The organism is Provencibacterium massiliense (assembly GCF_900169495.1).
GTDB lineage: Bacteria > Bacillota > Clostridia > Oscillospirales > Ruminococcaceae > Harryflintia > Harryflintia acetispora.
In genome coordinates, this window is the sequence record NZ_FWCH01000008.1 from 100847 (window position 1) to 126268 (window position 25422).

22 protein-coding genes and 5 tRNA genes are annotated in these 25422 nt (G+C 57.3%); 10 read left to right on the forward strand and 17 right to left on the reverse strand.

What is annotated here, in order from left to right:
- Window positions 1-18: 18 nt before the first annotated feature.
- The 3 genes from B5477_RS01315 to B5477_RS01325 all read left to right on the forward strand — a co-directional run bounded on the left by B5477_RS01315 (window position 19) and on the right by B5477_RS01325 (window position 2804).
- Complete coding sequence (locus B5477_RS01315) at window positions 19-438, forward strand: sigma-70 family RNA polymerase sigma factor (RefSeq protein WP_015574136.1); 420 nt, start codon at window positions 19-21, stop codon at window positions 436-438.
- Between the two features lie 452 nt (window positions 439-890).
- Window positions 891-1109, forward strand: coding sequence for a hypothetical protein (locus tag B5477_RS01320; protein WP_015574135.1), 219 nt, complete (start codon window positions 891-893; stop codon window positions 1107-1109).
- A gap of 72 nt (window positions 1110-1181) precedes the next feature.
- Complete coding sequence (locus tag B5477_RS01325) at window positions 1182-2804, forward strand: recombinase family protein (RefSeq protein WP_015574134.1); 1623 nt, start codon at window positions 1182-1184, stop codon at window positions 2802-2804.
- 54 nt (window positions 2805-2858) lie between these two features.
- Here B5477_RS01325 and B5477_RS01330 read toward each other — a convergent pair.
- A tRNA-Ala gene (locus tag B5477_RS01330) sits at window positions 2859-2934 on the reverse strand.
- A 426-nt stretch (window positions 2935-3360) separates the two neighbouring features.
- On the opposite strand from B5477_RS01330, the gene B5477_RS01335 reads away from it, so the two are divergent.
- From B5477_RS01335 to B5477_RS01350, 4 genes are all read left to right on the forward strand, one after another.
- Window positions 3361-4215, forward strand: a complete 855-nt coding sequence (locus tag B5477_RS01335) for a hypothetical protein (protein ID WP_079698019.1) — start codon at window positions 3361-3363, stop codon at window positions 4213-4215.
- A 267-nt stretch (window positions 4216-4482) separates the two neighbouring features.
- Window positions 4483-4959 (forward strand): transcription elongation factor GreA, encoded by a 477-nt coding sequence (greA, locus tag B5477_RS01340; RefSeq protein ID WP_079698020.1) that lies wholly within the window; start codon window positions 4483-4485, stop codon window positions 4957-4959.
- A gap of 138 nt (window positions 4960-5097) precedes the next feature.
- Entirely contained in the window at window positions 5098-6612 is a 1515-nt protein-coding gene (gene lysS / locus B5477_RS01345; RefSeq protein ID WP_079698021.1) for a lysine--tRNA ligase, read from the forward strand.
- 122 nt (window positions 6613-6734) lie between these two features.
- Window positions 6735-7406 (forward strand): hypothetical protein, encoded by a 672-nt coding sequence (locus B5477_RS01350; protein ID WP_079698022.1) that lies wholly within the window; start codon window positions 6735-6737, stop codon window positions 7404-7406.
- A 60-nt stretch (window positions 7407-7466) separates the two neighbouring features.
- Here B5477_RS01350 and B5477_RS01355 read toward each other — a convergent pair whose 3' ends face one another.
- The 16 genes from B5477_RS01355 to B5477_RS01430 all read right to left on the reverse strand — a co-directional run bounded on the left by B5477_RS01355 (window position 7467) and on the right by B5477_RS01430 (window position 19091).
- Window positions 7467-8108, reverse strand: coding sequence for a lactate utilization protein (locus B5477_RS01355; RefSeq protein WP_079698023.1), 642 nt, complete (start codon window positions 8106-8108; stop codon window positions 7467-7469).
- A 352-nt stretch (window positions 8109-8460) separates the two neighbouring features.
- Window positions 8461-8536: transfer RNA gene (locus tag B5477_RS01360), tRNA-Gly, on the reverse strand.
- A 27-nt stretch (window positions 8537-8563) separates the two neighbouring features.
- Window positions 8564-8639: transfer RNA gene (locus B5477_RS01365), tRNA-Phe, on the reverse strand.
- A 157-nt stretch (window positions 8640-8796) separates the two neighbouring features.
- Window positions 8797-8873 (reverse strand) — tRNA-Asp (locus tag B5477_RS01370).
- A 52-nt stretch (window positions 8874-8925) separates the two neighbouring features.
- A tRNA-Val gene (locus B5477_RS01375) sits at window positions 8926-9001 on the reverse strand.
- Window positions 9002-9113: 112 nt separating this feature from the next.
- Window positions 9114-9986 (reverse strand): prephenate dehydrogenase, encoded by an 873-nt coding sequence (locus B5477_RS01380; RefSeq protein WP_159448889.1) that lies wholly within the window; start codon window positions 9984-9986, stop codon window positions 9114-9116.
- 94 nt (window positions 9987-10080) lie between these two features.
- Window positions 10081-10743 (reverse strand): DUF4867 family protein, encoded by a 663-nt coding sequence (locus tag B5477_RS01385; protein ID WP_079698025.1) that lies wholly within the window; start codon window positions 10741-10743, stop codon window positions 10081-10083.
- 201 nt (window positions 10744-10944) lie between these two features.
- The gene (locus tag B5477_RS01390; RefSeq protein ID WP_079698026.1) at window positions 10945-11841 is read right to left on the reverse strand and encodes a sugar phosphate isomerase/epimerase family protein; all 897 of its coding nucleotides are present in this window, start codon (window positions 11839-11841) and stop codon (window positions 10945-10947) included.
- A 9-nt stretch (window positions 11842-11850) separates the two neighbouring features.
- Window positions 11851-12681, reverse strand: coding sequence for a sugar phosphate isomerase/epimerase family protein (locus tag B5477_RS01395; RefSeq protein ID WP_079698027.1), 831 nt, complete (start codon window positions 12679-12681; stop codon window positions 11851-11853).
- Between the two features lie 26 nt (window positions 12682-12707).
- The gene (gene frlD / locus B5477_RS01400) at window positions 12708-13490 is read right to left on the reverse strand and encodes a fructoselysine 6-kinase (RefSeq protein ID WP_079698028.1); all 783 of its coding nucleotides are present in this window, start codon (window positions 13488-13490) and stop codon (window positions 12708-12710) included.
- A gap of 80 nt (window positions 13491-13570) precedes the next feature.
- Window positions 13571-14002 carry a secondary thiamine-phosphate synthase enzyme YjbQ gene (locus B5477_RS01405; protein ID WP_079698029.1) on the reverse strand — a complete coding sequence of 144 codons (432 nt, stop codon included), beginning with the start codon at window positions 14000-14002 and terminating at the stop codon, window positions 13571-13573.
- Window positions 14003-14007: 5 nt separating this feature from the next.
- Complete coding sequence (locus B5477_RS01410) at window positions 14008-14859, reverse strand: amidohydrolase family protein (RefSeq protein ID WP_079698030.1); 852 nt, start codon at window positions 14857-14859, stop codon at window positions 14008-14010.
- Window positions 14860-14897: 38 nt separating this feature from the next.
- On the reverse strand, window positions 14898-15728 hold the full coding sequence (locus B5477_RS01415; protein WP_079698031.1) for a TIM barrel protein: 831 nt from the start codon (window positions 15726-15728) through the stop codon (window positions 14898-14900).
- A 31-nt stretch (window positions 15729-15759) separates the two neighbouring features.
- Window positions 15760-16608: a carbohydrate ABC transporter permease gene (locus tag B5477_RS01420; protein ID WP_079698032.1), complete on the reverse strand. Its 849-nt coding sequence runs from the start codon at window positions 16606-16608 to the stop codon at window positions 15760-15762.
- A 1-nt stretch (window position 16609) separates the two neighbouring features.
- Window positions 16610-17509: a carbohydrate ABC transporter permease gene (locus B5477_RS01425; protein ID WP_242942091.1), complete on the reverse strand. Its 900-nt coding sequence runs from the start codon at window positions 17507-17509 to the stop codon at window positions 16610-16612.
- Between the two features lie 262 nt (window positions 17510-17771).
- Window positions 17772-19091, reverse strand: a complete 1320-nt coding sequence (locus B5477_RS01430) for an ABC transporter substrate-binding protein (RefSeq protein WP_079698033.1) — start codon at window positions 19089-19091, stop codon at window positions 17772-17774.
- 378 nt (window positions 19092-19469) lie between these two features.
- Here B5477_RS01430 and B5477_RS01435 point away from each other — a divergent pair, with 378 nt between their 5' ends.
- The 3 genes from B5477_RS01435 (at window position 19470) to B5477_RS01445 (ending at window position 25221) form a co-directional block, all read left to right on the forward strand.
- Window positions 19470-21437 (forward strand): MATE family efflux transporter, encoded by a 1968-nt coding sequence (locus B5477_RS01435; protein ID WP_079698034.1) that lies wholly within the window; start codon window positions 19470-19472, stop codon window positions 21435-21437.
- 264 nt (window positions 21438-21701) lie between these two features.
- On the forward strand, window positions 21702-23567 hold the full coding sequence (locus B5477_RS01440) for a sensor histidine kinase (RefSeq protein ID WP_159448890.1): 1866 nt from the start codon (window positions 21702-21704) through the stop codon (window positions 23565-23567).
- A gap of 85 nt (window positions 23568-23652) precedes the next feature.
- Complete coding sequence (locus B5477_RS01445) at window positions 23653-25221, forward strand: response regulator (protein ID WP_079698036.1); 1569 nt, start codon at window positions 23653-23655, stop codon at window positions 25219-25221.
- Window positions 25222-25422 lie beyond the last annotated feature (201 nt).

The following is a 25422-nucleotide window of genomic DNA, read 5'->3' on the forward strand; positions in this document are numbered from 1 at the left end:
TGAACGGAGGAAAATATAATGACTACTATCAATCTGAAGGACTTTTACTCTTGGCACACCCATGATGAATATATCGAAGTTTCCGATGAAGTGGCCGCCGAGCTGCGGGCCGACAAGCTGTATGAGGCTGCCTACCAGCGGCGGATAATCCGCAATAAGGCACAGTATTCCCTCGACTGTGATGATGGGATCGAATACTCTGCCTGCCTTTCCGAGCCGACCCCGCAGGAGCTGCTGGAGCGCATGGAGCGTTTCTGCGATCTGTGGAACGCGCTGAACACTTTGCCCGAAACGCAGGGGCTTCGCATTGATGCCTGTATCATTGAAGGCAAGAGCATGACTGAGGTTGCCGAGGCCGATGGCGTAAGCGTGGCCGCCGTACATAAATCTATCCAGCAGGGTTTGAAGTCCATGAAAAAATATTTGCAAAATGTTTGATGTAGGGGGTTAAAAAACATCTTCCAAATGTCCTTGGTATATGAGAGGAGTTGATCCTCTCCACAACTGAATAGCGGCGGCTCCGGGCATAGTGCGAGGAGCCGGGCGGCGGGTGCGCCAGGACTTCTCCAACACGGAGGACGAGCGATCCACACCAACGCCGCAAGTGGGGACTTGCCACCCCACGGCCACGATCCGCGAGTGGACAGGCTGGCAGCCTGTCCCCCGGAGCTGCCGCACCACCCCAGCAAGGAGCGTCGCGCCGAGTATAGCTGTCTTATGACGGGCCAAGAAAATGAGCGCGGCGCTCCTTATTCTAACTTCGAGACAAATTGTCCCAATGTGGAGAAAGGCAAAAGGGCGACACCCAATCGCGGGTGCCGCCTTTTCGTGTTTCCCCAACAGACAACGGGGATCAATCAGTTCTACGCCATTTGTGAAGGAGGTCATCTATGGAGCGCACAAGAGAATTAACCACTTTCGCCATTGACGGTTATCAAATATCCGCTACCTTTGCCGATAGCAGAAACACAACGGCCCTCGGCCATGTGAAACAGATTTTGCTATCCTCTTTTGCCAACAATGCCGCCAAGCATACCCACGGCGACATCCTTGCAATCCACCCCAATCGGAGCGATAATAATAGTGGGGGTAGCCCCTATGTACCTTGAAAAGTTCATATCTCCCGCGTATTGATTCGCTCTTTTGGTTTGCCCTTATGACAAATGAAAGGACGGATCAATATGGAAAATAACATTCTTATCGGAACTCGCGTTGACTGTTTGTATAGAGTGTCCACCGACAAGCAAGTGGACTATGACGATAAAAGCCAAGCCGACATCCCCATGCAGCGCAGAGAGTGCCACCGCTTCTGTGAAAAGATGGGCTGGACGATTGTTCACGAAGAACAGGAGGACGGCGTATCCGGCCACAAGGTACGGGCCGAAAACCGCGACAAACTCCAAATCATCAAAGAACGGGCCAAGCAGGGCAAGTTCGATATTCTGCTGGTGTTCATGTTTGACCGCATCGGGCGTATCGCTGACGAAACGCCCTTTGTGGTGGAATGGTTTGTCAAGAACGGCATCCGGGTATGGAGTACCCAAGAGGGTGAGCAGCGTTTTGATACCCACACCGACAAACTCACCAACTATATCCGCTTCTGGCAAGCTGACGGTGAAAGCGAAAAGACTTCTATCCGCACAAAAACCGCCCTCGGCCAGCTTGTCGAGGACGGCGGTTTCAAAGGCGGGCTTGCTCCCTACGGCTACGATCTCGTAAAAAGTGGCCGCTTCAACAAGCGAAAGCATGAGGTTTATGAGCTGGTTGTCAACGAGGCCGAGGCCGCTGTGGTGCGGATTATCTTTGACAAGTATGTGCATGAGGGCTACGGAGCCCAGCGGATCGCCACCTATCTGAATAAGCTCGGGTATCGGGCAAGGTCGGGTAAGATGTGGCACCACGCCAGCATCCGGGGTATCATCTGCAACCTCACCTATACCGGCGTACTCCGCAGCGGCGATAGCCGATCCCAAGTGCTGCTGCACTTGCAGATTATCCCGCCGGAACTCTTTGAGGCCGCACAGCATATCCGCACTTCCCGTGCCAATTCTGCCGAACAGGAGCGCCGTGTTCCTCTCAACACCCGAGGCCAGTCCCTGCTGGCCGGGAATGTGTTTTGTGGTCATTGTGGCTCCCGGCTCTCACTCACCACAAACGGCAAGGCTTATCCCTGCAAGGACGATCCAAACCGCATTGTAAAGCGTGTACGGTATATCTGCTACGGCAAAACCCGCAAGCAAACGGAATGTGACGGTCAGACCGGGTACACGGCACATACCCTTGACGGCATCATTGATAAGGTGGTGCGACAGATCTTTGAGCGTATGAAAGCTGTCCCCAAAAGTGAGATCGTCAATATCCGATACAAAGAAAAGATGGAGGAACGGAAAGCGCTGCTCCGCAGCATCCGGGCCGAACATACAAAAGTATCTGCCGAGCTGAATATGCTGAAGGCCGAGGTCATTAAATCCCTGCGCGGCGAAAGTGCTTTTTCGCAGGACTTGCTCGGCTCTCTGATTTCTGACTGTGAGACAAAATGTCTCGAAGTTCAGCAGCAGCTTGAGGCGGCGCAACTGGCCTATGACGAAGGACAGGCTGTGCTGGAACACTTGAACGCCCAATACGATGACATTATCTCTTGGGCTGATATGTACGACACCGCCAGCATGGAGGCAAAGAAAATGATCGTCAACTGCCTTATCAAGCGGGTGGAGGTCTACCGGGACTACAAGTTGCATATCGACTTTAACATTGACTTTGAGCAGTTCAGCATGGGCATGGACATCGTTGCCATCGCTGCATAAAGCAAAAACCCCACTTCCGAAGAAGTGAGGTTTTCGTTCACAATCTCTTGGTGATGGTGGAGATAAGCGGGATCGAACCGCTGACCTCTTGAATGCCATTCAAGCGCTCTCCCAGCTGAGCTATACCCCCAGATAAGAGAGATTGTGATGTTTAATTTTTATGTTCCCTGTACGGGGGTTGTTTACCGCTTCAACCGGGCTCCCAAGTGAGCTACGCCCCCGTGAGTACCTTTGATATTATACCCAATATCCATTCCCTTGTCAAGAAGGTTTTTCATAAAATTTTGGACAACCCCGCTTCCCCCAAAAATTCCGTTTCAGGAACAGCCATGCGGCAACCTCAGGCCCTCCAAAAAACACCCGCCCTTTCCGGGAGCACCCATATGAAAGTATTGGAAGCGCAGCTTTCAATACTTTGAGAAGGGCGCAGCGTCAACCCCCGCCCTGAAGAAAAAAGGCGCGCCCTTTCGCGACTTTTTTGAAAGGGCCGGGCATATGTATAGGGTGCGGATGAAAAGCCGGACTGTTCCGGACAAGATGGGCGGGAGGACGTACGATGTTCGTAACCTTTGATGAGCTGCCGCCGCCACAGGGCGGCGCGCTGCGGAGAATAACCCGGTCGCTGCGGGACAAAATAAAGCCGCCGAAGCCCGAGATACAAAAAATCGAAGTCTGCGGCAGCTTCTTTTTCGACGTGCGCGCCTACTGGAAGGACGGCCGCCTGCTGCAAGCGCATGAGCGCAGCCTGCTCACCGGGCGGCGGGGCGCGCTGGCGGCGCGCGGCCTCACCCTGCCGCAGGGCTTTCGCCTAGCCGTCAGCGAGGACCAGGTCGCGCGTCTGCGCGCCGAAGTCCTCTGCAACACCCTGCTGCGCGCGCTGCAGCGCAGCGCACTCCCCCTCTACTGCCGGCGGGTGGGGCTGATCGACCCCGAGTGCCTCTACCCCTTCCTGCTCGAAAAGCTGATCAAGTACTGTCCCGTCGTCCTGGTCTGCACCGACCGCCCCGAACGCTACGCCCCCTACGCCGAGCGGATGCTCGAGGAATACGGCGCACCCATCACCTTCACGGGGGAGCTCCCGGCGCTCGGCGGCTGCGCCGCACTGCTCGATCTCGGCGCCCTGCCCCTCCCCTCCTTTTATCCGGTGCCGGTATTTTCCATGCGCGCCGAGCCGATTGAGCACAACCTTTCCCTGGTACTGCCGCACTACGGCCTGCCCGAGGCGGACGAGGCAATTCCGCCGGGGATCGACCGGGATGAATTTTACACCGCCCTGTGGCAGCTGTGCGGCGTCGAGGCGGTCGGAGGGCTGTGCGCCAGCTCGATGCTCTGCAAAAGCCGCCGCGTCACGGTGCCCCAGATCGCCGCTCAGCTGTCGCAAAACCAGGAACAGGTACGGATTTTGGAATAAGCTGGAATACTTTTGCGCGAAATATAAAATTTCATCGGGTATACTAGAACAAAACCGAGAAAAAGGTGAATTTTTAGATAATTTCACCGTTTACAGCTTGACAACCTCTCCCGGTTTGCATATAATACTCTTATTGTCCGCGGGAGGAGCCAAATATCCCTCCCGCCGGACCTTTTTTGCGGGATGGGCAATTGCGCTTCCCGCCCGTCCTGCTCCCGCGCTCCCGCGCGGGGGCCGAATCTGACTACGGAAGGAATGAACCGGTTCATGGCGAAAGAACTCATCATGACCAGCGCCAGTTATCAGGCTCTCGTTGACGAGCTGGAGAACCTCAAGGTCGAAAAGCGTCAGGAGATCGCGGAGAAGATCCGGGTCGCGCGCGGCTTCGGCGACCTGTCGGAAAACAGCGAGTACGACGAGGCGAAAAACGAGCAGGCGTTAGTGGAGGCCCGCATCCAAAAGCTGGAGGAACAGCTCAAGAATGCCAAGGTCATCTCCTACGAGCACCTCTCGACCGACACAGTTTCCATCGGCACCACCGTTAAAATAAAGGACATGGAATTCGGGGATATCGAGAGCTACCGCATCGTCAGCGCCGTGGAGAGCAGCGCGGACATGGACACCATCACCGACGAGTCCCCGGTGGGTGCCGCCGTGCTCGGCCACGGGGTCGGCGAGAAGGTGGACGTCAAGCTCCCCTCGGGCGACACCGTCCAGTATGAAATCCTGGAAATCTCGATCTGAGAGCGGATTTTACAAAGAAAATCCTTTGCGGGCTTTGCAAAAAGCCCGCTTTTTGTTATAATAAGGGATATTGGCAGCAGAGGTGTCTCTGCTTTAAAACGTGGGCGAGCGCCCCAAACGACAAGGATGTGTTGTGTAATGTCAGAGAACAACCAGGAGCTACAGAACCAAACCCCGGAAAGCGAGGAGCAATCCCTTTCCGAGGTGCTGCGGGTGCGCCGCGAAAAGCTGAGCGATCTGCAAGCCCAGGGGAAGGACCCCTTCCAGCAGACCTCTTATAAAACCGATGCCTACGCAAACGACATCCAGGAGCACTTCGAGGAGTACGAGGGCAAGAGCGTCTCCCTGGCGGGCCGGATCATGGCCTGGCGGGACATGGGCAAGGCCAGCTTCTTCGATCTGCGGGACTCCAGCGGCCGGATCCAGCTCTACGTCAAGATCGACATGATCGGCGAGGAGTGCTTCGCCCAGCTGAAATACTGGGACATCGGCGATATCATCGGCGTTCGGGGCGAGGTGTTCCGCACCCGCCGGGGCGAGGTTTCCATCAAGGCGACGGAGGTCACCCTCCTGACCAAGTCCCTCTCCCCGCTGCCCGAAAAATTCCACGGGCTCAAGGACACCGAAATGCGCTACCGCCAGCGGTACGTCGACCTGATTATGAATCCGCAGGTCAAGGACACCTTCGTCAAGCGCTCGCGGATCATCACCGCCATCCGCTCCTTCCTCGACGGGAAGGGCTTCATCGAGGTGGAGACCCCGGTGCTGCACACCCAGGCCGGCGGCGCGGCGGCGCGGCCCTTTATCACCCACCACAACGCGCACGACATGGACATGTACCTGCGAATAGCCCTCGAGCTGCACCTCAAGAGGTTGATCGTGGGCGGCTTCGACAAGGTTTACGAGCTCGGCCGGGTCTTCCGCAACGAGGGGATTTCCATCCGCCACAACCCGGAATTCACCATGCTTGAGCTCTACCAGGCCTACACCGACTACAACGGGATCATGGACTTGGTCGAAGAACTGATCCGCACGGTCGCGCACGAGGTGCTCGGCACCGCGGTTATCCCCTACGGCGAGCTGACCATCGATCTGGAGAAGCCCTTCGAGCGGATCAGCATGAAGGAATGCGTCAAGAAGTACGCCGGGGTGGACTTTAACGGGGTTTCCACCCTCAAGCAGGCGCGCGCGCTTGCCAAGGAGCACCATCTCGAATACGAGGAGCGCCACGGGATCGGCGACATCCTCAACCTCTTCTTCGAGGAGTACTGCGAGGAGAAGCTGGTCCAGCCGACCTTCCTGACCGGCCATCCGGTGGACATCTCCCCGCTGAGCAAGCGCATGAAGGACGACCCCGACTACACCGAGCGCTTCGAGCTGTTCATCACCGGGCGGGAGTACGCCAACGCCTTCTCCGAGCTCAACGATCCGATCGACCAGCGCCAGCGCTTTGAGCATCAGGCGGCGCTCAAGGCGGCGGGCGACGACGAGGCCTGCGACATCGACGAGGATTTCCTGAACGCTTTGTCCTACGGCCTGCCCCCGACAGGCGGGCTCGGAATCGGGGTCGACCGGCTGGTCATGCTGCTGACCAACAGCGCATCGATCCGCGACGTGATCTCCTTCCCGACCATGAAGCCCCGCGAAAACTGAGGTTATAGAGAGGGTACGTGTTTTCCACGCGGCAATTATTTTGATTCAAACTCATGGATTCCGCGCCCGGGCTCTCTGCGGCTGCCCGGGCGCTTCTCCCCGAGAAAGGAATGGCTATCATTATGGAAAAGTGGGAAAACGGCCCACCCAAATTCGGCACCAAGAAGTGGTTTGAGAATTACTGGTACCATTTTAAATGGCACACCATCATCGGCGTGGTGGCCGCCATCATGCTCGTCTCCTTCGCCTACGACATCCTGTCCAAGGAAAAGTTCGACTCGACCATCACCATCGTGGGCAAGGCCTATATCAGCGACGAGCAGCGCGAGCGCCTCTGCGAGATCGCCGAGCAGTACGAGGTGGACCGGGACGGCGACGGGAAGGTCAACGTCGACGTGGTGGCGATTGGCTTCCCCGAGGACGACGATACCGGGATGAACGCCCAGGTCTTCATGGCGGCCCAGACCCGCTTTTCGGTGGAGATGACCGAAGGCGAGTCGATGATCCTGATCATGGACGACTACGCCTACGATATGATCGGCGACCCGCTCAACTTCGTGGATTTGAGCGCCTACAGCGACAAAGCCTTCGACGACGGGCGCAAGATCCCGCTTTCGGATACCGTCTTCTGCGACGACCCGCTGACCGAAGCCTTGGGCGACAGCCTCTTTTTGACCTTCCGCGCGGCGGACACCCATGCCGCGTCGAAAAACAAGAAGGCAAAGGAGAACTACCAGTACCAAACCGAGCTGCTGGACAATATCCTCAACGAGCGCAAGGCGCTGGAAGGCTGAACACGACCAAAAATAAAAGCTGTCCGCTGATTCCATCAGCGGACAGCTTTTTCCTTTTCCTCAGTAGCCGAGCGGCTCTCCGACCAGGACCACCTTGATCCGCCCCGGAACCCGCTGGAAGCCCTGCACCACGTAGTCGCAGCAGATCCTCCCCGGCGTGTGGCAGTTCATGCACTCGCCGGTGCGGAAGCACGGCGTCTCGCACTCCAGCCGCTTGACGTTGGCCGGGGCCGCCATCTTGCGCAGACGGGTCAGCGCGCTCTCGATATCCGGCACGATCTTGTTGATCCCGGCGACCAGGATGACGTTCTGCGGGCCGTATATGTAGGCGGCCACCCGGTTGCCGTTGCCGTCCACATTAAAGAGCTCGCCCTCCTCGGTGATGGCGTTGGCGCTGCCGAGGTAGTAGTCCGCGAAGAAGGAACGCCGGTAGATTTCGGTCACCTGCTCCTTGCTCAGCCCCGGTGCGCTGCGGTCGAGGTAGTTGTATTTGCCGCTGCGCAGCTCGTCGATGATTCCGCACTCGATCAGCGTCTGGCTCCCGCCGTGGCTGACGACGGCCCCCTCTCTCAGGAGGGATATTACCGCTTCCTTCGCCTTTCCGGCGCTCGGCGCGTAGTAGGCCTCCATCCGGTTTTTCACCAGGGCCTCCATCGTGCGCTCCACGCGGCGCTCGAGGATAAATTCGACGTTTTGATCCATTTCCTTGACCCTTCCTTTCTCCATTTAATCGACTACAGTATAACACATCATAAGGAAAATAGGAAGGCAGGAAATGTAAAGGGTGCTGCTTCAAGGGGCGCCATTCTTTACGGTTTATCTTTGCGCTCCCCGTCAAGGCAAGATAAATAAAAAACGACTTGCAAAAGCAAATCGTTTTTTATTTATGCCATTGGGTCATTGTAGATGAAACATACTTGCCTTCGTTCCTTGCCCTTATTCCCGCCGAAGGCCGGAGGTGGTCCGAGGGGGAGCTTAGTTCCGCCCGCGAAGCGCTTCGCGCTTATAACAATGTGAAAAGCGCTTGCATTTTCCGCAGAAAATACAAGCGCTTTGGAGCGGGTTACGAGGCTCGAACTCGCTACCTCCACCTTGGCAAGGTGGCGCTCTACCGGATGAGCTAAACCCGCATGTTCGCCGCTGCACAAGCAGCGGCGTGGTGCCTTCGGTCGGAATCGAACCAACGACACGAGGATTTTCAGTCCTCTGCTCTACCAACTGAGCTACAAAGGCAAGATGCGCCCGCGCGCAGGAAAAACAAATTGGCGACCCGGATAAACGGGCTCTACCCGCGGCCTAAAATCGTGCCACCGGCACGATTTCCCCGCTCTTGCGAGCGGTCGGCCTGTTCTCGCCCCATCCGGGGCAAAGACTGTGCAAAAAGAAAAATTGGCGACCCGGATGGGGCTCGAACCCACGACCTCTAGCGTGACAGGCTAGCGTTCTAACCAACTGAACTACCGGGCCAAATTTCTAACAAAGGCCGGTGCGACCGTCAGCGGCAGAAGCCTTTGTTAGCTGGTGGGAACAACAGGGCTCGAACCTGTGACCCCCTGCTTGTAAGGCAGGTGCTCTCCCAGCTGAGCTATGCTCCCGCAACCGCTGCCGATTCATACCGACAACGCTAATAATTATACGATAAAAATCCCGCCCTGTCAACACCTTGTCCGCAAAATTTTACTTCTTTTTCGCGGCCGGCGCAGAGGATCAGACCTCTTCCCACTTCGGGTCGCTGGCCCCCGCCAGCAGCCGGTTCTTGATCGCGGTCCCCTGCTCCATCAGCGCCCAAAGCGCCCGCGAATCCTCATTCTCGAGCGCCTGTCGGTACTCCCCGAGCTTCAGGGTCAGTTCATCGATCTGCTCGATGAGCATATCCCGGTTGCGCTCAAAGAGCTCGGCCCACATCTCGCCGTTCATCCGCGCCACCCGGGTCAAATCCTGAAAGCTGCCGCCGGTGAAGCCGCTAAAGTCGCTGGAGAGCGGGTTCTGGATGTAGGCGCTCGAGAGGATGTGCGCGAGCTGCGAGGTGTAGGCGATGATCCGGTCGTGCCCCTCGGGGGTGCTGCGCACCAGGCGGCCGAAGCCCACTTCCCGGCACAGCTCCTGGAAGGCGGCGAGCGCCGCCGGATCGGTCTCCTCGGTCGGGGTCAGAATCAGGCTCGCGCCGCGAAAAAGGTTCGCGTCGGCCGCCGCAAAGCCGCTGATCTCCTTGCCCGCCATCGGGTGGGCGCCGAGGTAATACAGCCCCCGCGCGCGGCAGAGCGGCTCGAGCACCGCGCAGGGAAAGCGCTTGATCCCGCAGAAGTCGGCCACCACCGTGCCCGGGCGAAGCTCCGCGATATGCTCCCCGACAAAGTGCACCGCCGCGCCGGGATAGAGCGCCACCACCACAAGGTCGCACTCCTCCAGTCCTTCGTTGGCCCGCACGATCGCACCCGCGCGCTTCGCCGCTTCGAGGGTATCCCCGTCGAGGTCGTAGCCGCAGACCGTGATCCCGCCCAGGCGCTGCAGCGCCAGCGCCAGCGAGCCGCCGATCAGCCCGAGGCCCGCGATCCCCACCGTGTGAAACCGTCTCTCCATGTTGATCACCATTCCTTTCCCGTCACCCGAAAAAACCCCAAACGGGCGGATACCCGAAAGGTACCCGCCCGCGGCATAAGAGCATTGTCCCGGCTTATTTCAGGTTGATCTTGATCAGGTCGCCCTTGAGCCCCGGATAGGAACCGGCCTCGATCTTCGCCGTGTTGGAGGTGTGGCAGATAAATCCTTTGTTTTTCTTGGTGAAGAGCTTGTTCGCGCTCGGATGGTCCAGCGCGGTGTTGGTTCCTCTGAGCAGGATGACTAGGGTGAAGAACCCGTTATCGTCCACATGGACCGGGCAGTAGTGCAGGGTAGTGGAATACATCTCCACGACCTGGCCGCGCTTGATGTAGAAGTACTCGAGCTTGCTCCCGTCGATGTCGCCCTCGTCGGACATATCCTGCTTCTTGCCCACGATGAAGAGGGTGTCGGTGGTGGTGACGGCCACCTCGCTGCCCTGATGGAACTCCAGCCCGCCCAGCACGTCGTTGTAGCCCGCGCAGTAGCCGGCCTCGACCTCCATCTGGCCATAGACCAGGTCCTCGATCTTCTTGACGCAATCGAATGCCTCGAGCTCGGGCACGCTCGGCACATACTTGCTGCCGGAGGCGGGAATCTCGATGTTTTTGTCGATGTACTCCACCAGGTCCTTGACGCACACGTCGCCCAGCACCCGGCCGTAGGGCTTATAAGCCTCGTCGTCGATCGAATAAATCTTCTTGTCCGGATTCAGGCGCTGCAACTCTTTGATATCCATTTTGACCACCCCGTATTCTGTATTTCAGCATAGCCTTCTGGCGGCTGATTTGTCCCTCTTAGTGTACAACATGCGCTACCCGCTGTCAACCGAAAGCGGGCCCCCGTAAGGATAAAAAGACGCCCGGTTCCACTCAGAACCGGGCAGGGCCGTCCCGGGACGGCCGGAAAATAAAATGGAGATAGTAATGAGTAAGCTTGCTTAGAGTGCCTGCTTCATCATCTCGAGCCCCTCGCGCGCATAGAACTCCGGGTCGCCGAAGCACTCCCGCGCGCAGATTTCGAGGCTGATGTAGTGGGAGTAACCCCCCTCTCCCATCTGACGCAGGTAGTCGATGATGGGGTTGTTCCCGGCCCGAAAACCGATATGTGTGCTCAGCGGCCGCCCGTCCGGGTACTTTTGGCGCAGCGCGTCCCCTTGCAGCGTCAGGTCCAGCGAATCGCTGTAGGAGCTGGTGAGGTGCATATGCCGGATGTCGTCGCCCAAAATTTGCAGGTTGTCCGCGATGGTGTCGCCGTAGATCGTCATCTGGCTGACGTCCAGCATGGCTTTGAAGGCCGGGTCGTTCACCTCGTCGAGCAGACGGCGCTGGTCGGCCGCGGTGTGCAGGATGTTGCAGTCGTGCCAGGTTTGAGTCTCGGCCACGATGGTGACCCCCTCCCGGTGCGCGGTGGGCAGCAGGCGCTGCGCGGCGTCGCACAGGAGCTTAAAGGCCTCCCCGGGGTCCTCGTTTAAGAACCCGGTCCCCGGGCAGAGCAGGAAGGTCGGGGCGCCGAGCTGCGCGCCCAGTACGATCGAGCGCTCCATAAAGGCAATGCTGCGCTCGCGCAGGGCCTTGTTGGTGCTCGAAATGTTGAAGGGATAGGTGTTCTGCTCCGGGCAGTAGCAGATGAGCCGAAGCCCCCGCGCATCGATTTCCCGTTTGATGGCCTTTACGTCCGCGCCGGTCAGGTCGTCCACATAGAGGTGCGGCGCCACGCCCCAGAGCTCGATGTTTTTTACCCCCAGCCGCTGCACCGAATCGAGGAAATAGCAAAGCGGATAGCGCGGGTAATGAAAGCTCCCAATGGCGAACTGCTCAAATTTCAGCTTGTTCATATCGCCCTCCTAGCCAAGATACGGCCCTATGCGGGTGAAGCTCTTCTTCATCTCGCCCTCGGGGTCGAAGTTGTTCCCGCCGCAGACCTCGAAGGACATGGTCCCCTTGTAGCTAAGGTCGCAGAGCGTCTGCACGTCCTCGTCCAGCGGCAGCTCGCCCTCGCCCCAGGCCAGGTGCCCGGTCGGGTTGCCGTCCACCAGATGGGTGTGCACCAGGTCGTCCCCGAAGGCCTCGATGTAGTCCTTCATCGTCTCACCAGCCAGGTGCATGGGCACCGTGTCCACAATCGCCTTGAAGGCAGGGCACTGAAGCTCGTCGAGCATCTTTTTCAGCTGCGGCAGGGTATAGATCAGGTTGCTCTCCACCTGCTGCAGGTTCTCCAGCGCCAGGATGATCCCCATCTTCCCAGCGTATTCGCCGAGGTTATGCAGCGACTCGCGCGAACGCTTCCAGGCCTCCTCGCGGTCCTCGTCCTGGTAGCCCCAGCCGCAGGTCATGAGCATCTTGGGCGCGCCCATCTCGGCGGCGGCATAGATGCACCGCCTGAAATGCTCGACGCTGTCCTCGCGGATGTCGTCCTCCCTGGCCGCGATGTTGTAGTAATACTGGATCTGCTCGGGGGTATAGCAGATGAGGTTTAATCCCCGCTCCTCGATCATCCTGCGGATGGTTTTCACCGGCGGATAGGATTTTTCACTGATGAACTGGTGCGGATATCCGCCCCAGAACTCCACGCTCTTCATCCCCAGCCGGCAGAGGGAATCGAGGAAATATTCGGTGGTAAACAGGTGGTAGCAGATGTTCATCCCCGCCACCCGTTCGATGTTGATCTTCGGCATTGGCTTATCCCGCCTTTCTCGTCAAATCAATAGGGGTCGAACATCTGGATGATCTTCGCGGAGGTCTCGGCGGCGGTGCGCAGGCAGCCGGGCACGTCCTGCCCTTTAATCACCCCGTAGGTGTAGCCCGAAATGAAGCTGTCCCCGGCCCCCACGGTGTTCACCACCGTCACCGGCAGTGCCTCCTGCAGGTAGTATTCCTTCCCGTCATAGGCTATGCTCCCGTGCTCGCCCAAGGTCGCGATCAGCACCTTCGGCCCCTTTGCCTGCGCCTTTTTAAGATAATCGCGGATGAAGGCGTCGTCCTGCTTGTAGGAGAAGAAGCCGTAGTCCACATAGGGCAGCACCCGTTCGATCTCCGGGTCGTCAAGGTCGGTGGCGAAGTCGTAGACGACCGTCTTTCCCCACTCCTTGAAGGTGGGCATGTGGTGGTTCACCTTGCCCCAGATCACCCCGTGGATTACATCGTAGCCCTTGATGAACTGCAAGTCCTCCTCGCTCAGATCGAACCCCTCGAGCACCCCTTCGTCAAAGCTGGTGTGCAGGCGGTCATTCCCGATCAGGTCCATCAGCGCCACGGCGGTTTTTCCCTCCTTGCGGTGCATGTGGCTGGAATCCACCTTGTATTTTTTTAAAACCTCGATCATCTCGTCCCCGTAGCGGTCGGTGCCCACCACGCTGACCACGGCGCTTTCCAGGCCGTATTTCGCAATATTGATGATGAAGTCCACGCAGTTTCCGGTCGGGTAGTACCTCTCCAGCTTCTGGTAGAGGTCGATGCACGCATCGCCCACTGCTATTACTTTCATCTTATCCTCCCTTTCCCGCCGGGCCCTCCAATGCGCTGGACCCTGCTCCGGCAACCGTCTTTCATCTTAATAATGGAGGGTTATTCCCCTACCACCTGCATGTAGACCGTGCGGTCCTGGATTCCATCGAACTCGGCGAAGTAGATCTCCTGCGCCCGGCCGCGCACCACCTTCCCGTCCTTGACCGGGAAGTACGCAAAGTAGTTGCAGAGCATGCTCTTCAGATGTCCCGGGCAGTTCCCGCCCGTCGCACCGTAGCTCGGCAGGAAGTGGTTGTGCGCATACTGCGCGTCCTTCGGTACCATCTCCTCGAGCTTCTCCTCGATGTCCGTCTCGAGGCAGGGCAGGCTCTCGTTGACGATGATACTCGTCGTCGTGTGGGCGGTCATCACATAGACCATCCCCTCTTCGATCCCGCTCTCCTCCACAAATTTGTGTACCCGCTCGGTGATGTTGATCATATCGAATTCGTTCTTGGTGCGCAGCTCAAACGAGTCCAGTTTCATTTTCATGGCCTTTAGTCCTCCATCCCTAAGAATTTCATCGCGTTGCCGCCCAGGACCTTCGCAAGCGTTCTTTCCCGCAGCCCCAGCTTCTCGAGCCCGTACTTCATGTCCTCTTCCCCGAAGCGCGGCGAGTTCGAGCCGAACATCACCTTATCCGAGAACATGTTTTCAATCCACAGCGGGCTGAGGTCCACCTTGAAGATCTGGTGGAAGAAGTCCTTCGCCCGGTCGCAATAGAGCATGGAGGTGTCGGCGTAGACGTTCGGATACTTGAGCAGCATCATCGCGGTGTCCTGCACCCAGGGCCAGCCGAAATGCGCCAGGCCGATCCGGAGTTCCGGATACTCGATGGCCACCTCCTCGAAGCACAGGGGCTTCGAGTACTTCGCCGGGGTGTTCGGCTCCCAGGAGGTCCCGCAATGGAACAGGATGGGCTTGCCGTATTCGATGCATTTCTCGTAGACCGGCTTCATGACCGAATCGGTGGGGTAGAACTTCTGCTTCGAGGGGTTGAGCTTAAGCCCCGAGAGCCCCAGCTCCCCGAAGGCGTGGTCCAGCTCCTTCACGGCGTCCTCCCGGTAGGGGTCCACGCTGGCAAAGCCGATGAAGCGCTCCGGCGCCTCCTCCACCAGTTTCTTCATCTCATCGTTCGAGACGATGGTGCAGCCGTACTGCGTGGTCAAATCCAGCGGCAGCAGCACCCGCTTGTCGATCCCCGCGTGGTCCATCTGGAACAGCGCCATCGAGATGTCGCTGTATCCCAGAAACTCTCGCCCCATGATCTTCTTGCGCTGCCGGGTCACCTCGTCCCCCTTGTACATCGGCTCCATGAATTCCGCATGCGTATGTACGTCGATTACCATTTATTCTTGCTCCTCTCCTGTTGTTTGGGTTTTCTGCCTTAAATTTGACTGAGGACCTCCCGCAGCCGCTCGACGAAGAGCTCGACATAGCTCTCAGGGTCGGCGCCGTGGGTCCCCATCGGGGAAAGCTCGATGCTCGCATAATAGGGATAATCATACTTCTTGATCATCGAGAGGACCTGCTTAAAGGGGATGACCCCCTCGCCGATCATCAGATGGTCGGCCGTCTTGCCGTCCGAATCCGCCAGGTGGATATGCCCCATCTTCGGGCCGAGCTTCTTAAAGTAGTTCGAGAACGGCTCGTACATGATCGCGGGGCTGACGAAGTCCACCATGCCGAACATCATCGGCGAGGGGACCGCTTTCAGCAGCCGCACCAGGTCGTCGGCCGTATTTAAAATCAGGCTCTCCTCGGTGCTGAGCGTCTCCATGACCACCCGCACCCCCACCTTCTCGGCGTGGGCGCAGACCTCCCGCAGCCCCTCACAGAGGTGCTTCCAGTCCTCGTCCGGGTCCCCCTCGTAGCCGGGGTCGCCGGGGGTGATCTGGATCATCGGCGCGCCGATGGCGGCGGCGACGTCCAGCGCGTCCTTAAAGTACTGTACCGTCTCGGAGCGCTCCTTTTCGCTCTGGGAGCACAGGTTGTACGGGTAGACGCAGTTTTCCGGGCAGTAGGAGCAGATTTCCACCCCGTACTGCTTGGCCCAGCCCCGGATGGTGGCGGCCATCTTCTCGTCCACGTCGTAGACGTAGGCGTGCGGGCGGCCGCCCCAGACCTCGATCCCCTCGAGCCCGAGGCGCTGCGCCTCGGAGAACGCCTTCTCCAGCGAGAAGCGGGAATAGACGTTGGACAGGCAAGAAAGTTTCATCACAGTCCCTCCTTAAATTTACAGATGCACCTTAGCCCTTGACCGCGCCCGAGGCCAAGCCCTCGACGATGTAGCGCTCCATGAGCAGGAAGATCAGGACAACCGGGGCCACGGCGAGGCACCCGAAGGCCATTGCGCGGCTCCACTCAATCCCGTAGCGGCCCACCACGTTGTAGATACCGGTGGTGACTGGCCACATCCTTGAATCATTGATGAAGGTCAGGCTGAACATCATGTCCGCATAGCCGAACAGGAACGAGAAGACGAAGGAGACGACGATTCCGGTCGAGGCCATCGGCATCATGATCTTGAGGAAGGACTGGAAGTGGTTGCACCCGTCGATCAGGGCCGCGTCGTCCACCTCTTTCGGTATGCTCAAAAAGTAGGTTCGCAACATTAGAATCGAGAAGGGAATCGCCACCGTACAGTTGGCGAAGATGGGCGCCCAGTAGGTGTTGTAGATCCCGACCGACTTGAAGATGATGAAATCGGGCACCAGGGTGAAGACCTGCGGCAGCATCTGGGAGACCAGGAACAGGAAGATGATCAGGTTCTTACCCTTGATGTTGAAACGCGCCAGCCCGTAGGAGGCCATGGTGGACAGGACCACCGAGATCGCCATGGTTGCCAGTGAGATGATCATGCTATTTTTAAAGGAATTGATGATTGGGAACTGCTCCACGTTGGAAAGCTGGGTTATGTAGGCGTCCAAGTTCGGATTCGGCGGAAAGTAATAGGGCGGCCGCGCAAAGATTTCGCTCTCGGTCTTGAGTGAACAAGAAATCATCCAGTACAGCGGAAACATCATGATCAAGAAGCAGACCACGCCCACGACGATCCAGAAAACCTTAAAAAATTGCTTTCTCGTTTTCGCACTCATCCTAGGCCACCTCGTCTTTCCCGATCAGCTTGGTATAGAACAGGCCGACCGCAAACAGGATGATAAACAGGATGTTGGCGATCGCCGCGCCCTCGCTGAAGTTAAATTCCATAAACGAGCGCCGGTAGGAGTAGATAGACATCAGCTCGGTGGAGTAGACCGGACCGCCCGTGGTCATGACGTAAATCAATTCAAAGCATTTGAAGGTATACACGAACCCGAGGACCAGGACCGTCTGGATGGAGGACTTGAGCAACGGGACCGTGATTTTGAAGAACTGCTGCGCTCCATTCGCGCCGTCGATGGTGGCGCTCTCGTAGACCTCGAGCGGGATGTTGACCAGCCCCGAAACCAAAAGAATCATGTTAAACGGGATGCCGGTCCAGGTGTTTGCGATGATGACCGACCACATCGCCATATCTGGGCGAGTGAGCCATTCGATCGGCTGGGTGATCAGCCCGAGCTGGATAAACAGCTCGTTGACGATACCGCCGTTGGTGGCAAACATGAATTTGAAGAGGATGGAACAGACCGTTCCGGGAATGATGTAGCTGATCAGCAGCAAGCCGCTGATCGGCTTGAGGGCCTTACATTTCTGGGTATAGAGCACCGCCAGCAGGAATCCGATGGAGAACTGGAAGGCGATACAGCCGATGGTAAAGACGAATGTATTTTTCAGTGACCCCCACAGATAAGGGCCCTTCATCACATTGGTATAATTCTGAAAGCCGATCCATTCCTTCTGGGGCGCCATCAGGGTCATCACGTCGACCTTCTGGAAGGACAGGACAAAGTTATAAATCAGCGGGTATACGATAAACAGGCTCATGAAGAGCAGCGCAGGCAGCACAAACCAGTAGCCTATCGTGTCGCTTTTGAGTTTTTGCTTGCGCTTGGGCACAGGATCACCTCATTTTCGGTATTCGTTTGTCTAAATCAAAACGGGCAAATATTGTATATTTATTCATTTTTCTCGGCTATTTTACCGAAAAAGGGCATAAAAATGGCGGAGGGTACTTTTATACCAACTCATTATGCATAAGCCGCGCATAGACCTCCTTGGACTCTCGCGGGTGCCGCATATTGCATTTTAGGGTATAAACAGGTATCCTCCGCCATCCAGCATTGCTAAACGTTCGGGATACGGTCCACCTTACTGAGTCTTAGCCGCGGGCGGCGTCGATCATCGCCTGGCCGTCCTTCACCGCTTCCTCGGGGGTCTTCTGCAGGGTCAAGGCTTCCTGCAAAGCGAGCTGGTAGCCCAGAGAAATTTCCGGCCACTTCGGGTCCGCCGGACGGGGTTTGGTGTAGGGGATCAGCTCAAGGAAGGTCTTCCAATGCGGGTTGGCCGTATATTCCGGGTCGGTAAGGGATTCCTCGCGGGCCGGGAAGTGTGCCATCTTAAAGTTCCATTCTTTGTTGATGTCATAGCTCATGAACCACTTGGCCCACTCGATCGCGGCGTCCTTGTTCGGCCCGTTGATGACGGCCAAGTTCTCGCCGCCGTAGATGGTGCCGAAGGTCTTGTCTTTGATCGGGAATACGTCCCAATTGAGCTCGGGATTCTGCTCCTCATACTCGTTGATGTACCAGCAGCCCATCATCATCATGGCGATCTTGCCGGTCTTAAACTGGGTGCCGACGTCGGACTGGGACCAGGAGATGACGTCCTTGGGCATCGAGCCGTCCTTGACCAGGTCGGTCAAAAAGCTCAGCGCGCGCAGGCCGCCCTCGCTGTCTAGGGAGTACATGTCCTCGTCTCCGGCTGCGATCTTGAAGGGCAGGAACTGGGAGGTACCCTCCTCGTTGCTGACCGCGGACATACCGAAACCGTAGACACCGTCCTTGGTCAGGGCCTTGGCGGTCTCGCGGACCTCATCCCAGGTCTCGGGGACCTTCTGGATTCCGGCCGCCTCGAACATGTCCTTGTTGTAGTAGATGCCCTGGTTGTTGCTGACCGACGGAACAGAATAGAGCTTCCCGTCATAGTAGCCGGTCTTCATAATGCCCTCGTAATATTTGGCAATTTCCGCATTGTCCTTCATCGCCTCGGTCAGGTCCGCGAACATACCCATCGCGGCATAGGCAACCGCATCACAGTTGTCGATGAAGACCATGTCCGGCAGGGAGCTGGCCGCCGAACTGACCGAAAGCTGCTTCTTGAAGTCGCCGAAGGGCAGCATGGTGACGGCAACCTTTACGTTCGGATTGACCTCGCTGGTATAGCGATTGCACAGGTCCACGATGTCCTGCGCGCTGTCGCCGCTGTAATAGTGCCAAAGCTTGAGCTCGACCTGCTCGCCGCTCGCGGGCTCCGCCTCGGAGCTGGGGGCCTCAGAGCTGGGCGTCTCGGTGCTGGTTGCGGGGGTCTCGCCTGCGGGCTGCTCCGAGCTCTGGGAAGTGGAACCGCCGCCCGAAGAGCAGGCCGCCAGGGATGTTGCCAGCATAGCCACTGCCAGCAGCATAGATAATCTGCGTTTCATCTTTTTACCTCCTTAATTTTCCTGCAAACCAATCCGTCAATTGCTTAGAGGCAATTAACATCTTGTGCTTATTATAGAGGAAGCCCCCGGCCGGCGGAAACTCACAATTTTAAGAATGGTGCAAAATATTAAGGTAAATTTTTTGCCGCAGGTCCCAACGAACGAGAGCAATTTGTGCAAAAACACCTTTGAAATAATTTTAAAATGCTGGTATACTGATATGTGTAAATTAAATAAAGGCAATCAACGACACATGTGGCGCATAGCGCGTAAATCTGATCACGGTACGGATGCATGTGTTGTATTTTTTTGTCGGAGATCAGAGCGGCGCATGCGTTTTGCATGCGCCGTTTTTTTGTCTGTCAATGGGAGGATTTTATGAACGGGAACAATTATTTGGGAACAGAAAAAGTGGGGAAGCTCTTGAGGCAATTTGCCATCCCCTGTATTTTCTCTTTGCTCATTTCCAGTCTCTACAACATCGTGGATCAAATTTTTGTTGGGAACGGCATTGGGTATCTGGGCAATGCCGCGACAGGCGTCATCTTTCCGATAACGGTCGTTGGCTGGGGCCTGTCCCTGTTTTTCGGCGACGGGGCAGCCGCCGTGCTCAGCGTCTCCCTCGGCCGAAAGGAGACACAGAACATTCACAAAAGCGTCGCAAACAGCGTACTGTGCTCTTTTCTGGCCGGGCTTGCCATCCTGGTGATCGGCTACCTTGGGGGCGATCACCTGCTTCGCTTGATCGGGGCGACCGACGCGAACCTTGTGCTGGCGCGCGACTATGGCTTCATCATCTATGCCATGATTCCATTTGCCCTCGTGCAGAACACGCTGGCTTCGATCATCCGCGCAGACGGCAGCCCGCGCTATGCCATGGCGGCCATGCTGGCCGGAGCGGTGATCAACATCATCGGCGACCCGCTTGCAATTTTTGTTCTGGATATGGGGATTAAAGGCGCCGCTTATGCGACGATATTAGGACAGTTTGTCAGCTTTTTAATCTGCGTTGGCTATCTAACGAAAAGCAAGACCTTCCGCTTGTCTTTGGATAGCTTCCGGTTGGATTTTATCGAGTTAAAACATGTGATGGCGCTGGGCACCTCCAGTTTATTGACACAGTGGTCCATCGTCGTCATCACCGTAATTAACAATATTTTGCTGGTGCGGTATGGTGCTGGGTCGGTCTATGGCCCGGACATTCCGCTGGCAGCGTTTGTCGTCATCATGAAGCTGTTTCAAATCGTGCTGAATATCGGGATCGGCATTGCCGCAGGCGCACAGCCAATCGTCGGATATAACTACGGCGCGGGGCAATACGGCCGTGTACGGGAGCTGCTGAAACTCATGTTAAAATGGACGGCGATCATCTGCCTGCTCTGCACGGTGCTGTTCGAGGCCGCCCCGCAGGCGTTCATTTGCATGTTCGGTTCGGACGGCGAGCTCTATACCCAGTTCGCTACCCAGTGCCTGCGGATCTACCTCTCGCTGATCCTGTTCACCTGCGTGCAGAAGGTCTGCGCGATCTTCCTGCAATCCATCGGGCACGCCAAGGCCGCGGCGCCGCTCTCTGTCATGCGCGATGCGCTTCTCATCGTGCTTTCCCTGCTCCTGCCGTTGAAGTTGGGAGTGAACGGCATCTTTTGGGCCGCGCCGGTCGCCGATACGGCCGCATTCATTATAACCGCTTTCGTAATGGTCCGGCTTTGGCGGAAGCTCTCGCACAGTCCCGCTCATGCGCAAGCGGACGGCGCGGCCGTCCTACAGCCGTCCAAGGCGGGCTTGATCCTGACGATCTCCCGCGAGCACGGGTCGGCCGGGAAGCAGATCGGGCAGCTTGTGGCAAAAAAGCTGGGGATCCCGTGCTACTACAAGGAGATGATCGCGCTGGCCGCGAAGGAAAGCGGCTTGTCCAGGGATTTCATCTCGGGCCTGAATTCCAATGAAAATACGGCCATGCGTGAACTGTATCTGAGCACCGAGGCCGTCCAGCAGGCGATCACGGCTCAGGATATGGCGATCAAGCACATCGCAGATATGGGGGCCTGCGTTATCGTCGGCCGTGCGGCGGACCATGTGCTGCGCGACTATCAGAACGTGGTGCGAATCTTCCTCTATGCCCCGACGGATTACCGCGTGCAAAACGTGATGAAAATGTATGGGGACACACGGGAGCAAGGGCAAAAAAGTATTGCCCGCTCCGACATGGCCCGCCGTGCGTACTATAAGAGCATATCCGGACATGAGTGGGGCGACCCGCATAAGTATGAATTGTGCGTTGACAGTTCTATCGGTGCGCAGGCCACGGCCGGTTTGATCTGCGGATATCTCGAGCACAGGCGATAAGCAGCCGGACGGCGGGGAGCTGGCGTATGCCAGCCCCCGCCGCTTTTTGTTGCTCAGCACAGGAGAAGCGATAAATATGGCCATGCCCGGAGGGCGGCCATGAGAAATATAAAAAAACTCTCTGAGCTATTTTTATCACCCAGCCATCCGGCGGCGCCACACCTGTTTTCTTTCCCATTTGCTTTACGGTTCTTTTTTTGCTACTATATTTTTATGAGCTCCTGTCGCTTTGGGGCGCATTTTGCAATAAGAGGGGGAAACCGCATGTTCCATAAGGTATTTGAGAGCTGGAGCGCCTCCACCACCCGTTCCAAGCTGATCATTTCTCTGATGATCGTCTCGATCATCCCCCTGCTGATCTCCCAGACCATCCTGTTTTACTACTATAACCACACCGTCAAGGAGAAGATCATGGCCTCGGGGGTCAACTCGGTCGAGCAGACCGCCCGGGTCCTCGACTCCTGGATGCAGGATTATCTGGACTATGTGCTCTCCATCATCTCGGACGACACCATCATCAGCGCCACCAAGGAGCTGATGATCCCGGACACCCCCAACAAGGCGATCGCGCTCAGCCAGGTCAAACGGGAATTTTCCGCCTTCAGCTCCAAGAAGCCCGAGGTGGCCATCTCCCTGCTGCTGCCGGACGGCAACAACATCGTCTTTGACAACGATTCCACACGTTTCACGGTAAACCTCTGGGAAGGACAGGCCGGCCTGCGCAACGAAATCTACAGCACCGCCATCGGCAAGGCGGGGTGCACCATTACGAAAACCATCCCCGACCGGCAGTTCCGGGGCCAGGTCAAAAACTACTTCCACATCGCCAACAAGATCGTGGACCAGTACACCCTGCAGGAGCTCGGGGTGATCGTCGTCACCGTCAACGAGGAGGCCGTCAGCAGCCTCTTCGCCCAGTCCAATGAGGAGAGCGCCTATTCGGTGGTGGTCAGCGGCGAGGGCGACATCATCTCGGCGCAGAACAAGGAACTGATCGGGCTGAACACGGTCCAGGACTGCGGCGCCCTGCTCGACATCCTGCAAAACCCCGAAAACGGCGTGATCCTAAAAGACATCACCCGCACGGTGGTCCCGACCCTCTCCGGCAAGCGCACCCCCACCTGCACGGTCAATGAGATCGGCAAGGCGGTGGCCCTGACCGGCAGCGTGCCCGCCGCCCAGTGGTACATCGTCAACATCTTCAGCGGCTCCTACTTCTACAGCGACATCACCACCATCCGCAACACCTACTGGGTGGTGTCGCTGATCACCCTGGGAGCGATCATCCTGGTGGTGATCGCTCTGTCCGGCAGCCTCACCAAGTCGGCCAAGTCGATCGTCGCGGCGATGGAGCGGGCCAAGGGGGGCGACCTCGACATCCAGGTGGACATCAAAACCAAGGACGAGATGTCCATCGTGGCGCAGACCTTCAACGAGATGATGGTGAAAATTTCCTCCCTGACCAACAACCTGCGCGAGGAGCGGGACCGCACCGCCAATGCGATCAAAAACGAGAAGGACGCCGAAATCAAGGCCCTGACCGCCCAGATCAACCCGCACTTCCTCTACAACACCCTGGACGCGATCAATTGGAGCCTGATCAAGAAGGAGGAGTACGAGATCAGCCGGATGATCACCTCGCTGAGCTCGATTTTGCGCTACAGCATTAACAACAAGATCAAGATCATCCCCCTCTCGGACGAATATGAATGGCTCAAAAAATACATCTATCTGCGCCAATGTGCAAACAATACCTTTAACGCCGTCATCGACATGGACCCGCACATCGCCGGCTGCAAAATCTACAAGCTGCTGCTTCAGCCGATCATCGAAAACTGTATAGACCACGGCTTCGAGGGGTATATCTCGGGAGGGCTGATCAAGATTGATTTTCGCAGCTACGACGAGGACGCCATCGAAATCGTGATCGAGGACAACGGCCAGGGCATGCCCGAGGAGATCGTGCGCGAGGTGATGGACGGCAGCTACTCCCACGAATCGGCGCACGGGCTGGGGCTCAAAAACGTCCTTTCCCGCCTGCACATCTACTACGGCGGCGACGCGCGCTTCAATGTGGAGAGCACCCTCGGAAAAGGCACCACCATCCGCCTGCTGCTGCCCAAGCTCTGATCCGGCGGCGACGGCCATACCAATCAAAAAAGACATCTTGCTTTCAACATCATAGATAAATTTGCTCAAAAGAAGAGGGAACACTATGATTAAAATTGCGGTCATCGACGATGAACAGACCACCCGCGCGGGGCTGATCCGGCTCATCAAAAAAATCAAGCCCTCCTATGAATGCGTGGGAGAGGCCGCCAACGGCCTGGACGGGCTGCGTCTGGTGCGCGAGACGCACCCGGACATCGTGATCACCGACATCAAGATGCCCGGCATGCACGGGATCGATATGCTCGCCCAGCTGCGGGAGGAGGGGCTGCGCTTTCAGCCGGTCATCCTCAGCGGCTATGCCGACTTTGAATACGCGCGCGACGCGATCAAGCTGGGGGTCTGCGAATACCTGCTCAAGCCCATCACGGTCGAAAGCCTGCGCGACCTGCTGGACCGGCTCGAGCTGGGGCTGGCGATGGAGTCCGAGCAGTTCTCGGACGAGGTCTACCACACCCTGCTCAAAAACATCCTGCTGGGCAACCCGCCCGGGGACACGGTGCAAGCGGAGAAAACCTTACAGCTGGTGGCGCGGTACACCGGGATTCTGGTCATCCACCTGCATGAGAGCGGGTGGGAGCATAAATTCCTTGACCGGCTCGCCCCCCTCGGCGAAGCGGTCGGGAACCCGATCAGTCTCGGAGAGGGGCTGCAAAACCTCTCGGTGAAGATCAACCAGTGCTTCAAGCGGTACGTCACCCCCTTCACCTCGGTGCTGGTGCCCGAGCGAAGGTGCCTGGTGGTGCTCTACCAGCACACGGAGATTCCCGACTGCGCCGCTTCCCAGGTCGAGGACATCCTGCAAAAAATCGCCGTTTCCGAACATGGCGGGATCCCCATCGCCGCCTGGCGGCCGCTGGGCGGAGACCTTGCGGTGGACTTCAGCCTCTGTCAAAAGCAGCTCAAATGGTCGCTGGTGCTCGGCAGGGGCCGTCTGGTGGGTGAAGCGCTGATCGCCAACACCGAAACCGAGGAATTCGTCTATCCCGAACAGATCGAAAAAGAGATCATCCAGGGGCTGTGCCTGAGCGACTATCAGCGCACCGCCGAGGGGGCCGAAGCCTTTTACCAATACTGCCGCGCCAAGCTCTATAAGCCCGGGGCGATCATCGAGGGGTACGTCAGTTTGATCTCGACCATCATGAGCAAGTGTAAAGAGCTTGGGTATGGGAGTTACCGCAACATCAACCAGTCCGAGCTGCTCAACGACTTCGTGGGCTCGTATCTGATGGAGGAGCTGCGCGCCCTGGTGCTCGGGGTGCTGGGTGTGCTGCTCAGCGAGGAGGAGGAGAGCTACGGACTGGTGGTGAAGAAGGCGATGAAGCTGATCAGCCAGAACTACAACAAGGGCCTGACGCTGGAGGGCGCGGCCAAATCGCTGGGAATCACGCCGGTCTATCTGAGCTCAACCTTCAGCAAGGAGACGGGGCACTCGTTCTCAAGCTACCTGACGAAGTACCGGATCGGCAAGGCCAAGGAGCTGCTGCTCGGCGGGAATTATAAAATTTATGAGATTGCCGAGATGGTCGGGTATTCCGACCCGAAATATTTCTGCAAGGTTTTTAAAAAGTGTACCGGGATGTCCACCAGCGCCTTTGTGAATCAGACGCTGTGACAATGCAGCAATATACAAAAAGACCACTAGAAAGGCTTTCTAGTGGTCTTTTTTTATGATGTAATTCGAGGTTTGGGCAGGTCTTTCACCCGAACCGTTTCAATTTATCCTAATTATATCCTGTTCTGGAACAGATTTCAAGGGAAAACAACAAATTCAGCGCTTTCCCCCAAACGACGGGACCGGCAGAAAGCCTTGCTA